This is a genomic window from Paenibacillus pectinilyticus (assembly GCF_001700435.1).
GTDB lineage: Bacteria > Bacillota > Bacilli > Paenibacillales > NBRC-103111 > Paenibacillus_E > Paenibacillus_E pectinilyticus.
On sequence record NZ_LYPC01000012.1, the window covers coordinates 133,084 to 147,406 of the forward strand.

Annotated in this window: 11 protein-coding genes and 1 pseudogene; 7 read left to right on the forward strand and 5 right to left on the reverse strand. The window is 49.6% G+C overall.

Annotation, left to right across the window (positions count from 1 at the left end; translation table 11 throughout):
- Window positions 1-173 precede the first annotated feature (173 nt).
- Entirely contained in the window at window positions 174-1,463 is a 1,290-nt protein-coding gene (locus A8709_RS06520) for a glycoside hydrolase family 18 protein (protein ID WP_065851380.1), read from the reverse strand.
- A gap of 361 nt (window positions 1,464-1,824) precedes the next feature.
- Window positions 1,825-2,406 (reverse strand): TetR/AcrR family transcriptional regulator, encoded by a 582-nt coding sequence (locus A8709_RS06530; protein ID WP_065851382.1) that lies wholly within the window; start codon window positions 2,404-2,406, stop codon window positions 1,825-1,827.
- Window positions 2,407-2,599: 193 nt separating this feature from the next.
- On the opposite strand from A8709_RS06530, the pseudogene A8709_RS35400 reads away from it, so the two are divergent.
- A pseudogene (locus A8709_RS35400) lies at window positions 2,600-2,800 on the forward strand (YiaA/YiaB family inner membrane protein); the annotation flags it as partial.
- Window positions 2,792-3,076: a YiaA/YiaB family inner membrane protein gene (locus A8709_RS06535; RefSeq protein WP_279615848.1), complete on the forward strand. Its 285-nt coding sequence runs from the start codon at window positions 2,792-2,794 to the stop codon at window positions 3,074-3,076. The pseudogene A8709_RS35400 and the gene A8709_RS06535, both read left to right, overlap by 9 nt.
- A 784-nt stretch (window positions 3,077-3,860) precedes the next feature.
- On the opposite strand, the gene xylA is transcribed toward A8709_RS06535, so the two are convergent.
- Entirely contained in the window at window positions 3,861-5,180 is a 1,320-nt protein-coding gene (gene xylA, locus A8709_RS06540; protein ID WP_065851383.1) for a xylose isomerase, read from the reverse strand.
- Window positions 5,181-5,353: 173 nt separating this feature from the next.
- On the opposite strand from xylA, the gene A8709_RS06545 reads away from it, so the two are divergent.
- From A8709_RS06545 to A8709_RS06555, 3 genes are all read left to right on the forward strand, one after another.
- Window positions 5,354-6,529, forward strand: a complete 1,176-nt coding sequence (locus A8709_RS06545; protein ID WP_065851384.1) for an ROK family transcriptional regulator — start codon at window positions 5,354-5,356, stop codon at window positions 6,527-6,529.
- A gap of 96 nt (window positions 6,530-6,625) precedes the next feature.
- Window positions 6,626-7,180 (forward strand): HPP family protein, encoded by a 555-nt coding sequence (locus tag A8709_RS06550; protein ID WP_065851385.1) that lies wholly within the window; start codon window positions 6,626-6,628, stop codon window positions 7,178-7,180.
- Window positions 7,181-7,260: 80 nt separating this feature from the next.
- Window positions 7,261-7,761 carry a Crp/Fnr family transcriptional regulator gene (locus A8709_RS06555; RefSeq protein WP_065851386.1) on the forward strand — a complete coding sequence of 167 codons (501 nt, stop codon included), beginning with the start codon at window positions 7,261-7,263 and terminating at the stop codon, window positions 7,759-7,761.
- 49 nt (window positions 7,762-7,810) lie between these two features.
- Here A8709_RS06555 and hmpA read toward each other — a convergent pair whose 3' ends face one another.
- Complete coding sequence (gene hmpA / locus A8709_RS06560; protein ID WP_065851387.1) at window positions 7,811-9,028, reverse strand: NO-inducible flavohemoprotein; 1,218 nt, start codon at window positions 9,026-9,028, stop codon at window positions 7,811-7,813.
- Window positions 9,029-9,137: 109 nt separating this feature from the next.
- Between hmpA and A8709_RS06565 the strand changes: the two genes are divergently transcribed.
- Window positions 9,138-11,294 (forward strand): dihydroorotate dehydrogenase, encoded by a 2,157-nt coding sequence (locus A8709_RS06565; RefSeq protein WP_084224714.1) that lies wholly within the window; start codon window positions 9,138-9,140, stop codon window positions 11,292-11,294.
- Window positions 11,295-12,334: 1,040 nt separating this feature from the next.
- Here A8709_RS06565 and A8709_RS06570 read toward each other — a convergent pair.
- A complete protein-coding gene (locus A8709_RS06570; RefSeq protein ID WP_065851389.1) occupies window positions 12,335-12,970 on the reverse strand; it encodes an FMN-dependent NADH-azoreductase in 636 nt (211 codons plus the stop codon).
- Between the two features lie 315 nt (window positions 12,971-13,285).
- Here A8709_RS06570 and A8709_RS06575 point away from each other — a divergent pair, with 315 nt between their 5' ends.
- Window positions 13,286-14,320 (forward strand): agmatine deiminase family protein, encoded by a 1,035-nt coding sequence (locus A8709_RS06575; RefSeq protein WP_065851655.1) that lies wholly within the window; start codon window positions 13,286-13,288, stop codon window positions 14,318-14,320.
- Window positions 14,321-14,323 lie beyond the last annotated feature (3 nt).

Here is a 14,323-nt window from a genome sequence, read left to right on the forward strand (position 1 = left end):
GAAAATAGAATACTATTTTCATCGGCATTTCATGGCGAAAAATGAAGGGGAATGACGAATTGGCTTGCTGAAAGTTTACTGAATATGTCGAAAAAGAGAAAATCCCCTGCTTTTACGTACTTCCTGGCGGCAGGGGGCTCTCATTACTCTCTTAGTGGCTCTTGCTCTTGGCGTTAACTGCGCTTAACGATTTTGAAATGATCCTCCAGCAGCAGCCAGTTTTGCGGGAACTTGAGCCCTAGCTTCCAATAACTAATACCGCGCAGCCCAAGCTCGGTGAGCAGGCGGAATTTGGCTTGGAGGGAGCGTGCATCCTCGAACCAAACCGTATGCTCCTTGCCGGCATCGTCCCAATAGTTGAAATGAGGCGCTTGCGCGGAATGGTCATACAAGATCTGGGCGTTGTATTTACGGGCCAAATCGATAGCGGCCTGCGGCGAAATTGCTTTGGCGAAGGCACCGCCTTTGACATAAGGCAGCGTCCAGTCATAGCCATACAGATTTTGACCCATCATGATTTTGTTGGCGGGCATTTCACTCCGGGCATACTCCAGTACCTTGCGTACGGGTCCTATCGGAGAAACGGCCATAGGAGGTCCGCCGCTGTAGCCCCACTCATACGTCATGATGATGACAAAATCAACAATTTGACCATGCGCTTTATAATCATGGGCTTCATACCAGGCTCCCGCTTGGGTCGCACTGGTTTTGGGAGCGAGCGCAGTAGATACGAGATACCCCTTGCGGTGAAAGCGGTCCACGGCTTTGCGCAAGAAGTTGTTGTAAGCTTCACGATCGGCAGGCAGCAGATGCTCAATGTCAAAATGAATATCCTTAAAGCCGAGTTGATCGGCTGTTGTTTCAATATTTTGCAGCAGGCGAGTTTGAATGGCTTCATCGGTGAGGATCAGGTGCCCAAGCTCTGCGCTGAATTGGTCATTTTCAAGATTCGTAACCACCATCATCAGGGTGACCCCGAATTGCTGAGTGATCTCCCGCAAATGGTTAAGCGGCGGGTGTACTAAGGTACCGTCGCGCTTAATGCGGAAGCTGAAGGGAGCTAAATAGGTCAAGTGGGGCGCGGCCTCATGCGCAGCTTGCACCAGAAGAGGCGAAACATCTTCGCCGCGGGGCTCGATATATGCGTTCACTTCTGCTTGTCTGCGCGGGGTTGGCGGGATGTATAACCGAAAGCCGCTCGGCAGCGGTTGGTAGGGTGAAATACCATTTACAGATGCGAGTGTATCTAAGTCGATGCCAAGTTTCTGGGCTATGCGATAAAGGGCCTCACCGGGCTGTATCCAGTAAAAAGAGCCGACAATCGGAATAACCATTGCCTGTCCGATGACTAACGATTGATTGGGGGTCAACTCATTCGCCGCTGCCACCTCATCCACCGACACGCCATAGGTTTGCGAAATGCGATACAACGTTTGTCCTTTTTGGACAACGTGAATTTGCATGGGGTTTCCTCCTTTAAAATTATGGATCGGATGGAAAAGTAATTCTGAGTCTCCCATAAAGGGAGGCTCAGAGGATGGAGAGGCGGAAATGACTGTATCCGAGCCCACTGTTGACCATCAGGAAGTCCTTACTGGTCATGAAACTCACCTTTTCATCGGGGTCACTCATCACGACATGGCATCGATAAAGGTTTTCTCCCATTTTATTCGTGGGGTAGGCGATAGGTGATTGTCTAGGTATAAAAAGTTGAGAAATGAAGCTACACCCTTTGCTGCTGAGGCAGCAATTGGGCTGTGCGTACGGGGGGCGAGATTTGGAAATGGTGGTACTAAACAGCTCTAATCACACGCAAAAAAAAAACTACTTTAGCAATTGAGCTAAAGTAGTTAACGTCTGACCGAGCAAAGCCGGATCTTGATTCGCATGCTGTAGAAATAGTGCGCCTTCTAGGGCAGAAACGATGAGCGCCGCCACAGCTTTTGCAGGAAGAGTCGGAGAGAATTCCCCCTTGTGCACACCCTCGAGAAGCAGCCCTTCAACCAAGGTCATTTGCTCCTGAAAAAAGGAGCCAACTTTCCGCCTAAGCGCATCCGCTTCCTGCGGCATTTGCGTGTACAGCGTAAGAAAAGGGCAGCCGGCTAAGAAACTGGACTCCGTACCTGCCATAGCTTGAAGGAACAGGTCGAATCGCTCCTGTGCACGCAAGTCCTTACGACCTACGATGTCTTGGATCAACTCCGTATAGGTTTGAATAAGCTGGTCGAGTATGGCCGTTAAGAGGTCTTCCTTACTTTTAAAATAATAGTAAATATTCGTCTTCGATACCGTGCTAACGAGCACGATTTCGTCCATTGAGGTGGCTAGATAGCCTTTGGTCAAAAAAAGCTTCATTGCAGTTTGTAGCACAACATCACGGTTGGTAAATTTTTTGGTCTTTGTCATGAATAGTACTATAAAGTACTAAAAATGGCGTGTCAAATCGTTCCATATCCGATCCGCATTTCTGTTAGGAAGTCTTAGGAGTAGGTACTATTGGAAAATAGTACTATTTGAGATTGCCGAATCCCTCTATAATAAGTAACAAGAGCAAGTCATTAACGCGCTGCTAAGGCAGCGACAGGGGGATTTTAAAATGATGAATCAACGGAAACGGAATACAACAGCATTTACTTTTATGGCGTGGGCATCTTTTATCGGGGCATTTGTGGCCATGTTTATTGGGATATATACACTCGAAGAATCGCTTAGTGTGAAAGGGTACTTCGCTGTTTGTGCGCTGTTCCTCACCATGTCGGCGTTCGTGCTGCAGAAAGTCATTCGCGATAACTTGGAGGATGGGTATGAAGCTCGTAAACGGAATACATCGGCCTTTACCTTCTTAGCATGGAGCTCCTTTGCTCTGGCCCTGCTCGGAATGTTCATTGGCATTATCAACTTGGATCAGCTGCTTTCTGTCAAAGGGTACTACGCCGTAACGGCGCTGTTCCTGACGATGTCCTCCTTTGTTTTGCAAAAAACAGTGCGTGATAACAACGATGACGATGTGTTGTATCCTGTGCAACATATGCAGTCCAGTTCGAATTTGACAGATAGTAAAATAGAAGACCTGTAGCTAAGCGCTTGGGCTGCTGCAAAAGCTGGTCGAGGATGACAAGGCAGTGAGCGTAGAGGCCGCTATCGCTAGCGGACTCTACAAGAAGCCCAGCAGTGACCCGCTGGATCAGATCGAAGCCGCGATTGGAAATGCGCTGAAGTAGCCGCGTCGCTAGTGACGCCATAGAAATCCCGCCCCAGCCTAGTGGCTGAAGCGGGATTTCTTGCTGTATCTCCGACGATTGGAGGATCCAGGTACGAATTCTGAAGGTAATACCTGTATAAGCTACAGCTAAATTCCGCCAAATCCGCTAGTTTATAAGAATAAATGGAGATCCTGTAGCTAAAATTGCTGCTTTTTCGATTTTCTGATGAATAGCTTAAAATTACCTACATGTTCTCCAGTTATTTGGTTTTAACAAGCTAAATCGACAGAATTAACACCATGAAATCCAGTTAATTTGTCTTCATAGGCCCCCACCGCTAACATGAATCCAAAAAACGCTAACCTCCACCAAACGGCTGAAGCGGGAGTTCTAGGGGACTGCTGACACGTATCCATTTCCTAGAGTGAGGGTCGCGGGGAAGCTGGGCTGGGGAGGTCGATGGGATGATGCGGTTGGCGTGATTAGTTCGATGAAATAGAACTGAATTCACTGGGCTGGGGCTGAGCCGGGAAGCCGAACGAGTGGCGTGATTTAGGCATGGTATCACATGGTGAGTTGGTGCGGGCGGCTTGATGCCGAATAGCAAAAATCCCGCCCCAGCCCAACCGGCTGAAGCGGGATTTCTCACAGATGATATTAAGCGTTAAGCAAGTATTGATTCACAGTCGCTTTAATCAATTCCAAACGGCCGGATTGGTTCACGATCGGTCCGTTATTGGCTAATGCATAAGCTTCTAGTGATTTGAAATCCGCTTTGCCAGACACGATGTCTGCGCCGATGCCGGATTTGAAGGAACCATAGCGTGTATCAAGGATGCCCTCGAAGACTTTGTCTTCGATCAATTTAGCTGCAACTTGCAAGCCGCGTGCGAATGCATCCATACCCGCGATGTGTGCGTACACAACGTCGATGGGCTCGAAGGACGTACGACGAACTTTAGCGTCGAAGTTTACGCCGCCACGGCCGATTCCGCCTTCATTTAAGAGGATTTCGTACATCGCCATTGTTGTCGAGTACAGGTCAGTTGGGAACTCATCCGTGTCCCAACCTAGCAATAAGTCACCTTGGTTCGCATCGATGGAGCCAAGAATACCGTTAACGCGTGCTACACGAAGCTCGTGCTCGAACGTGTGACCAGCAAGCGTTGCATGGTTCGCTTCCAAGTTTAATTTGAAGTAAGGAAGCAAGTCATATTTTTGCAAGAATGAAAGCGTAGTAGCCGCATCGAAATCGTATTGGTGTTTGGAAGGCTCTTTCGGTTTTGGCTCAATCAGGAATTGGCCTGTGTAGCCAATTTCTTTCGCATAATCAACGGCCATGTGTAGGAAGCGAGCCAGGTTGTCGAGTTCAAGACCAAGATCCGTGTTCAAAAGCGTCTCGTAACCTTCACGACCACCCCAGAACACATAGTTTTCAGAACCAAGCTCTTTCGCGTGGTCCAAAGCTTTCTTCACTTGTGCTGCCGCATAAGCGAATACTTCAGCATTGTTGGAAGTCGCTGCACCGTGAACAAAACGCGGGTTGGTGAACATGTTTGCTGTGTTCCAAAGCAGCTTTTTGCCTGTGGAAGCCATTTTATCTTTGATCAAACCAACGATTTCATCGAGGTTTGCGTTCGTTTCTTGCAGCGTGCCCCCTTCAGGCGCGATATCGCGGTCGTGGAAGGCGAAGTAGTCCACATCAAGAATGTTCAGAAGCTCGAAGCAAGCATCAACGCGAGCTTTGGCCAGCTCCATGCCGTCGTATTTGTCCCAAGCACGGACGTTCGTGCCAGCGCCGAATGGATCGGAGCCATTAGCGGAGAAGGAGTGCCAGTAAGCGATTGCAAAACGCATATGTTCGCGCATGCTTTTGCCTAGAATAACTTGATCTGGGTTATAAAATTTAAAAGACAGCGGGTTCGTGGATGTCGGGCCTTCGTACTTAATCGTTGGGGTGTTATCGAAGTAGCTCATGAATTTAGCCTCCAAATAAATGATTAATAAATGCTTATGCAGTCATCATAGCATCATTCCAATAGTTTGTAAATTCATTAAACAAACTTAGTTGGTGCGTGAAAAAGGCAACTATGTTAGAATCATTTCCATAGCGATGATTCGCAGCATTTGGAACGGTATGGAGGAATATCATGAAACAAACAGGCGATTTAAACCTCGTGAAAAAAATAAATAAAACGATCGTGCTGCATCACATTCGCACGGATTCACCGATATCCCGCGCACGTATAGCGGAGATTACAGGGCTGACCAAAGCCACGGTATCTAGTCTAGTCAATGAGCTCATCGAAAGCTCTCTGGTGGAAGAGATCGGTGTGGGGGAATCGAGCGGCGGTCGGAAGCCGATGATGCTGCTTTTTAAAGGAACGGCGGGGTATGCGATTGGCGTCGATCTCGGAGTGCACGATATTTTGGCTGTACTCACGGATTTGACCGGCAAGGTGATTCGTGAGAAGCGCATTCAGCATCATAATGAGAGTGTGGAACACGTCACGCGCCTGCTAACAACAACGATTCGTGAGCTGATCGATACGGCACCAGAGAGTGTTTACGGGGTCATAGGCATCGGCCTTGGCGTACCAGGTATTTGTGATGAAGAGGGGAACTTGCTATTTGCACCGAATCTCGGTTGGGAAAATGTACCGCTGCAAGCGCAGCTGGAAGCTGAATTCGGGCTTCCGGTTGTGATTGATAATGAAGCGAACGCTGGTGCGGTTGGTGAGAAGCAGTTCGGAGCCGGCAAGGATACGGCGAATCTCGTCTATGTGTCGATCGGCATGGGGATCGGGGCAGGTATTATTATTCGCAACGAGCTGTATCGCGGGGCAACAGGTTTCTCCGGTGAGATCGGGCATATCTCGATCCAGCATGACGGTCCCAAATGCCGCTGCGGCAGCTTGGGCTGTTGGGAGCTGTACGCATCGGAGCATGCGTTATTGGAGCAAGCCGGTCAGGAGCTAGGCCACGAAGTGGACCTAGAATCGCTATTAAGCAAAGCGGAGAATGGCGACGCAGGGGTGATTCAGCTTTTTGAACGGCTAGGCTATTATCTTGGCGTCGGTGTCGTGAATATTATTAACGGATTTAATCCAGAATTTATCATTCTGGGCGGACGGTTGGCCGGTGGTGAGAAGTGGCTGATGAAGCCTTTGCTAGAGCTGTTAGAGAAGCGATCCCTTCCGCATCCGCGCAAGCAATTGAAGGTGGAATTCTCGGAGCTTCAGGATAGATCGACCGTGCTGGGGGCGGCGTCTTTTGCGGTGGCGAAGTTTTTTGCCTCGACAACGGTGTCAGTGGAGCGGAGCTAATGGGTTTGTATACGCGCAGATCAGAATGGATAGTCTGACAAATTAAAGTCATTGACCGAAGCTTTGTACGTTTTGTAAAATGGGAGAGGTCTTGATTTGGCACGGCTGCGTGTATCCCATTATAGAAAAGGACGGGAACCAACGATGTTTCTTCGTTCGATTATCATGTGCTGCTACCTGATGGGAGCGTATTGGGCTTCCTATCACTTTCCATCGCTGAAGATGGTCTTTTACCCAACGCTGGGGGCATTTAGTTTTCTTTTTATGCATCGCGTGGACAAAATTAAAGAGATTCGCCGAATTATTCTCGGAGCCATTATCGCGGTGACGATGGGCAGCCTTTTTTATACGATAAGCTCAGGTGCAATTTCCTTCTTTCTGACAGCAATTGTGACGATAACCTTGATTCAATTTTTCAAATGGAATGCGGCGCCGATTCTGTCAGTCTCGTTCATCCCTTTTTTCTCACACGCCGTCTCCTTGTGGGCACTGCCGATTGCGGTATTTGTTTCGCTGACAGGGTTGCTGATCTCGATTTGGCTCATTGCTAAGGTCGAGCAGCTGACATGGTACGTGAGATTAGCAGGCAGAATATCTCAAATGCTCGCGCCGATGCGGACGCCATTGGAAACTTTGAAGAAAGAACTATAGCGCGCGTGCAGCGTGAACATAAAGAAAAGCGATCAGCCCAAAATGCTGTCGCTTTTTTTCGGATTAAAGGGGATACGAAAATGAGATTGCATAAAGGAGAAATCCTGTTCCGCCAAGGAGAGATCGGTTCATTATTTAGGCTCCATGCAGGTCTGCTAAAAATTGTCCGTTCGCACGAAGATGGTAATACGACACTGGTCAATATTATCGTACCTGGTGAAACGATTCCGCATCACTCGCTAATTAGTCCAAGTGTGTACTATGGAACTGCGATTGCACTGGTGACGTGTGATGTTGACGTGCTGCCTGCTGAGCAGTGGTATGGGGATTTAGAACGCAGCCCCGAGCACTTTCGCACAATCGCTCGTCAATTGCAGGATAAGCTTCGGATGATGCAGCAGCGGATTGATCAGCTGACGGAAGTTGCTCCAGCGGCTAAACTGGTGAAGATGGAAGCCTGGTTTCAACAATATATCGGAACACTGAAGCTCACAGATGTGCTGACTCAGGAGGAGATCGGTCAGTTCATTGGGCTCCGCCGAGAAACCGTGAATCGGTTGCTGCGGGAAAGGGAGAAATAGCAAACAAATAGGGACTTAATAGCGACCGAGCTATTCCTTCATACGCTTGCTAGGACAGTGCTCCAGAAGGACCGAAGAATTCATAATGACGGTCATCTTCAGGAACGCCCCACGCGATGAGCAATTGATTAACAGCTTTCATGAACGGCAAGGGCCCACAGAAGTAAAAACTGCCCTCCACGGTCGGTACTAGGCTTTGGAGCCAAGGTAGATCGATATAACCTTGTTTATGATAAGCCTGCTCACTGGCATCGCTAGCTGTTGGCTGTGTATAGCACCAAGCAACCGTCACTTGTGGATGCGCCATGGCAATTCGCTCAATCTCATGACGAAGCGCGTGATGTTGACCATTTTGAGCAGCGTGGATGAAGGTGACTTTCCTATTCGGCTGCGTAGTTACAAGGAAATGAAGCATACTCACCATGGGAGTGAGGCCGACGCCACCGCTAAGGAGTGTGACAGGCCGCGTATCCGTTTGATCCAGTGTAAAGTCACCTGCGGGGGCAGAAAGCCAGAGAACGTCTCCTTCTTGAACCTGATTGTGTAAATAGACGGAAACCTTACCCGCTGGAACAGTTGGATTGGTGTCTTCGCGCTTAACCGAAATCCGATAGAACGGCTGGCCAGGTGCATGAGAGAGACTATATTGTCGAATGTGCGTGTAGGTTTCACCAGGTATTTGAACGCGGATACTGACATATTTTCCAGGTTCAAATGAAGCAATGGGGCCCTGATCCTGCGGGGTTAGATAAAAGGAAGTAATCACGTCGCTTTCCTTGTCTATTCGAGCGACGACGAAGGGTCTGAAATCACGCCATCCCCCTGGCTGCAAAGCCGAATTCGTATACATATCAGTCTCAATGCCAATGAAAACACTAGCAATGACCCCGTAAGCTTCCGCCCATGCTGCAAGGATATCGTCCGTCGCGGCATCACCTAAGACTTCCTTAATTGCTCCTAGTAAATGTTCCCCAACAATGGGGTATTGTTCTGGTTTAACACCCAAACTGCGATGTTTATGCGCAATTTGTTTGACCACTGGTAGAATAACCTCCAATCGATCAATATACTTAGCTGCTGCGTAGACGGCATTGGCTAGAGCTGTTTGCTGTCGACCTTGCTTTTGATTGGCATGATTGAATACATGTAAGAGCTCCGGGTGAGCTGTAAATAGTCTGTCGTAGAATAGCTTGGTTATCGCTACACCATGAACTTCTAGTACGGGCACAGTGGATTTAATCGTTTGAATGGTTTGTTCGCTTAGCACGTGGAATCATCTCATTTCAAAGTAGATTGACTTGATGCCTTCAGTATAGCGAATGAGAGGACGGAGGCCCTGTGATTAGAATCACAGGGAATAGCAACAAATTGTGTCTATGGGCAGAGGAAACAATAACCGCTATACTGGAACTATCATCCAAATGAGGAGGCGACCTATGCCCGACTGGTCGTATCATTCGATATTTAAACCGCTGCTGTTCCGGTTAAGCGGACGGACAGCTAGGGATCTCACGCTGCAGGCGATAGGCGGGCTCAGCCGTATTCCCGGAGGGACTTTCGTGATCCGGACGATGGGGCATATGGAGCTCTCGCCCCTGCTTGCGGGCGAGTTGGCAGGCGTACCGATCGCCTGCCCAGTAGGCCTCAGCGGCGGGCTTGACCCGCACGGCACCGCACATAAAGCCCTCGCCCAGTTCGGGCTCGGCTTCATTGAGCTTGGACCCGTGACGGTCCGAGCGGTGGATAGCCATGCATCGATCATTCGCATGGCGGACGAGGAGGCCATCGTCTACCCCGATGGCTACGTCAACGACGGCGCGGACGCGATTGTCGCGCGCCTGCGCAAGGGCACCGGGCATCGACTGCCGCACTTCGTGCGGCTCCGGCCGATGCCGGGGAGCTCGCCGCGCGAAGCGCTGGAAGAGCAGCGTGAGCTGCTCCTCGCGCTGGCGCCGTACGCGGCGGGGTTCACGCTCGATGGCCTCGCCGAAGGCTGGCCAGCTGCAATGGCCTTGGCGTACCTCGCAGAGGTACGCCAGCTTGCGCACACGGCTGCCCCTGGCAAGCCGGTGCTGCTGTATGTGCCGCAGCTGACCCCGCTGGGGGAGCTGCGTGAGATCGTGGACACCGCGCGAAGCTTTAGCGGTGTCGTCCTCGGCGACGCGCAGCGGGAGCCGGGCACTCGCCGCGAGCGCGTCGGCGGCGGGGCTGCTGTGCTCAGCGCGCAGCTGAGCATGGTCTGTGCGCTGCGCGAGGCGCTAGGCGAGCGCAGCACGATTGTGGCGGCTGGCGGCGTGCACCAGCCGCAGGACGCGCTCGCGCTGCTGGAAGCAGGCGCGAACTGCGTCATGCTGCACAGCGGGCTTGTCTATGCAGGGCCAGGGCTGCCGAAGCGCATCAATGAAGCGATCCTATATGATCGTATAACGTCATCTTTTGAATCCATAGATGCTACTCCTTCGCCTAATCATGGATTGCTTCTCTCACATCATATCGCTAATGGCGATCAACCTTCCATACCTGCGACTGCGTCCAAACAAGGCGAGGAGCAGACGTATCCACCTTCATGGAAAATGTCATCGTTCCCACCCACCCCATCCTTTTGGTCAAATTGGGGTTGGATGAGCCTGCTAGGTTTAGGCATGATCATCGGTGGTGTTCTAGCTTGGCTAATCGCAGCGACGACGGTGGTTTTGCCCTATGATGAGGATTTTCTGGGCATGTCACGGCGTGCGATTATCCGTTTCAATGCACATCTCCTGCATTTCATGTCCCACGATCGCATCACCTTGGCGGGGACAATGATCTCCATCGGCATTTTCTACTACCAGCTGGCTCATCATGGCCTCCGGTATGGGCTGCATTGGGCTCGTACAGCAGTTATTTCCTCCTGCGTGGTCGGCTTTAGCAGTTTCTTTCTCTACCTCGGATATGGTTATTTTGATCCGCTGCATGCGATTGCAGCTGCGATCCTTTTGCCCATGCTGCTGCTCACCTTACGCGGCTTAAAAGATGTTCCCTCACGCAAACCGCCAGGTTTACACAACGATCACGTGTGGCTCAGAGCACAGTGGGGACAGTGCTGTTTGGTAGTGTTAGGTTTCGGTTTGGGGATCGGAGGGCTTACGATATCCATTGTAGGGATCACCGGTGTTTTTGTTCCTAGTGATTTGGTGTATTTGGGTCTAACCACTTCGGAGTTGTCTGCGTGGAGCGATGCTATTATACCGCTTATTGCTCATGATCGGGCGGGCTTTGGAGGCGCGTTATTCTGTTTGGCAGTGGCGATTACGGCATCGGCGCTTTGGGGCATCAATCAAGGCGAAGGCTGGCTGTGGTGGACATTCCTCTGGGGAGGCATTCCTGGCTTCGTAGCTGGATTATTCGTACATATGCATATTGGTTATACGGATTTTGTGCATTTACTGCCCGTTTATATAGCGGCTCTTCTCTACATAGCTGGATTATATTTGACCTATCCGTTTCTGAATGGCAGGCAAGTCAGAATGGATCTACCGAGTATGAAAGTATGAAATAACGGGAGAACATACAGTTAAATTATTGATAATTCTTTTTATTAAAAAACAGTGAAAATCAGCCTCTAGATAGTCGGAAAATCCGAGTAGCTCAAGGAGAACCGAGTCCTGAAGCGTGAAGATAGTCGGAAAACCCGAGTAACTCAGGAGAAATGAGTCCCACAGCCTGAAGATAGTCGGAAAATCCGACTAACTCAAGGGGAACCGAGTCTCGCAGCCTCTAGATAGTCGGAAAATCCGACTAACTCAACGAGAAATGAGTCTCACAGCCGGAAGATCGTCGGAAAATCCGACTAATTCAAGGAGAACCGAGTCTCACAGCCTGAAGATAATCGAAAAATCCGACTAACTCAAGGAGAACCGAGTCTCGCAGCCTGAAGATAATCGAAAAATCCGATTAGCTCAAGGAGAACCGAGTCCTGAAGCCTGAAGATAGTCGGAGAAGCCGACTATCTCAACGAGAACCGAGTCTCGCAGCCTGAAAATAGTCGGAAAATCCGACTAACTCAAGGAGAACCGAGTCCTGAAGCCTGAAGATAGTCGGAGAAGCCGACTATCTCAACGAGAACCGAGTCCCACAGCCTGAAAATAGTCGGAAAATCCGACTAATTCAAGGAGAACCGGTCTCGCAGTCTGAAGATAGTCGGAAAACCCGACTAATTCAACGAGAACCGAGTCCCACAGCCTGAAAATAGTCGGAAAACCCGAGTAACTCAAGGAGAACCGAGTCTCACAGCCTGAAAATAGTCGGAAAACCCGACTAACTCAACAAGAACCGAGTCTTGAAGCCTGGAGATAATCAGAGAATCCGACTAACTCAAGGAAAAAACAAGTCTCACAGCCTGAAAATAGTCGGAAAATCCGACTAATTCAAGGAGAACCGAGTCCCACAGCCTGAAGATAGTCGGAAAGCCCGACTAACTCAAGGAGCAACGGGACCTCAGTCCGCTGGAAATCTTTGTTCACCCTACGTGCGGCGACAATTAGTTAAACCCAAAAGGACCGTCAGGAGGATTTCCCCTGACGGTCCTTATTCATTAGAAGCTTTTAGCCAAGTCCTGTGCCTTACTGATGGCTTCCGCTTTAATCTGTTCCGCTTTATCTGCGAACTGATTATGTCCTTCTACGAACAGCCCCTGCGTTTCGGGAATGCCGAAGAATCCCATAATGATGCTGATATAGCGATGGCCTGATTCCATGGCTGCTGCCGGACCTTCGGAATACACGCCGCCGCGTGCTTGGATGTGCAGTGCTTTTTTGCCATTGAGTAAGCCAACAGGTCCAGCTTCCGTATATTTAAACGTTTTGCCAGCCACACAAAGCGCATCCAGATAGGCTTTCATCACAGGGGGGAACGAGAAGTTCCACATCGGTGTAACGAAAACGTATTTGTCCGCTGCAATAAATTGCTCTGTAAATTCATTGATTTTGCTTACTTTGGCACTCTCATCACCTGTCAACGTAGAGAAATCTTGTCCGCTTCGTAATTTGCCCCATCCACTAAAAACATCCGCATCAATGTGCGGCACTTGGACACGATACAAGTCAACAAGCGTCACTTCGTCACTCGGGTTTGCTTCCCGATAAGCGTCAATAAAAGCTTTGCCTACGGCCATACTGTAAGAGGTTTGATGATCGTGAGGATGAGCGGTGATGTGTAGAACTTTAGCCAATTGTGATCCATCCCTTCGGGAAACCTATAATTATAAATCCTCTTCTAATGTTCATTAAAAGCTTTTAAAATATGCAGGTAGGATATGGTGCAGCCATGACGTTTGTAAATCGATAAAGGTTGTCATCAACGATGCAACTGTTTCAAATGTGTAACTAGAAGAGTTGTCATCAAGATTTGGTCTTGGAACTACCTATTTACATTGAGCCTTTGCTGCTTTTGAGTTATGATGGGAGACGATGTTTTAATTAGCTTCCTTTATATGCGACGAAAGTTAGTTTAAATTTGAGATAAAGTGAGATGACGGATGATGACGATGAAACCTAAAGATTTACACTATAGCATGCCAGCCGAATGGACAGAGCACGAGCGCACCTTTATTTCGTGGCCGGTACAAGCCTCCATGGTTTACCCAGAGGATCACGCGGTAGTGTCCCAAGGCTACGCGGACCTAGCGAAGGCCATTGCCGAATTTGAGCCAGTAACCGTGATCGTGAATCCGGCGGACGCAGCGCAAGTGAAAGCGATGTTCACAGAATCCAACGTGGATTTCCTAGAAATCCAACACAATGACGCATGGTTCCGCGACAACGGTCCAACGTTCGTACTTAACGCGGAGCAAGAGATCGCGGCAGTGAATTGGAAGTTCAACGCTTGGGGCGGCAAATACGCGCCTTGGGATCTCGACGATAACGTAGCCCCGCAAATCGCGGAGCATCATGGTGTGAAGCGTTTTGACGCTCCGTTGGTGATGGAGGGCGGTTCCATCCACGTGGATGGGGAAGGCACACTTTTGACCACAGAAGAATGTCTACTTAACACGAATCGCAACCCGGATCTAAGCCGTGCGGAGATTGAAGAGCATGTGCGTAATTTCGTGAATGTCGAGAAAATTATCTGGCTGAACAAAGGCCTTGATGGCGACGAGACCGATGGTCACGTGGATAACATTGCATGCTTCGCGGCACCGGGCAAAATCATTCTGCAAGTTTGCAACGATCCTTCGGATGCCAACTATGCGATTACGCAGGAGAATTTGGAAATTCTCCGCAATGCGACAGATGCGAAAGGCCGCTCATTTGAGATTATCCAAATTGAGCAACCGCCGCTTACGTTCTTCGAAGAGCAGCGCTTGACGCTTAGCTATTTGAACTTCTACTTCGTGAACGGCGGCATTATTTTGCCGGTGTTTGGTGGAACTTCGGAAGAGACAGATCTCAAAGCGATTGAGGTGCTGCAAGCGGCGTTCCCAGAGCGCAGAATCCGTACGATTAACGGCATGTCCATTATCAAAGAAGGCGGCAATGTTCACTGCACGACACAGCAAATGCCAGCCAGCAAGAAAGGGTGATTC

Bases quoted from the DNA above. Each gene is read 5' to 3' on its own strand.
- A8709_RS06520 (WP_065851380.1), bottom strand. From the start codon at position 1,463: ATGCAAATTCACGTTGTCCAAAAAGGACAAACGTTGTATCGCATTTCG.
- A8709_RS06530 (WP_065851382.1), bottom strand. From the start codon at position 2,406: ATGACAAAGACCAAAAAATTTACCAACCGTGATGTTGTGCTACAAACT.
- xylA (WP_065851383.1), bottom strand. From the start codon at position 5,180: ATGAGCTACTTCGATAACACCCCAACGATTAAGTACGAAGGCCCGACA.
- A8709_RS06545 (WP_065851384.1), top strand. From the start codon at position 5,354: ATGAAACAAACAGGCGATTTAAACCTCGTGAAAAAAATAAATAAAACG.
- A8709_RS06555 (WP_065851386.1), top strand. From the start codon at position 7,261: ATGAGATTGCATAAAGGAGAAATCCTGTTCCGCCAAGGAGAGATCGGT.
- A8709_RS06565 (WP_084224714.1), top strand. From the start codon at position 9,138: ATGGGCAGAGGAAACAATAACCGCTATACTGGAACTATCATCCAAATG.
- A8709_RS06575 (WP_065851655.1), top strand. From the start codon at position 13,286: ATGAAACCTAAAGATTTACACTATAGCATGCCAGCCGAATGGACAGAG.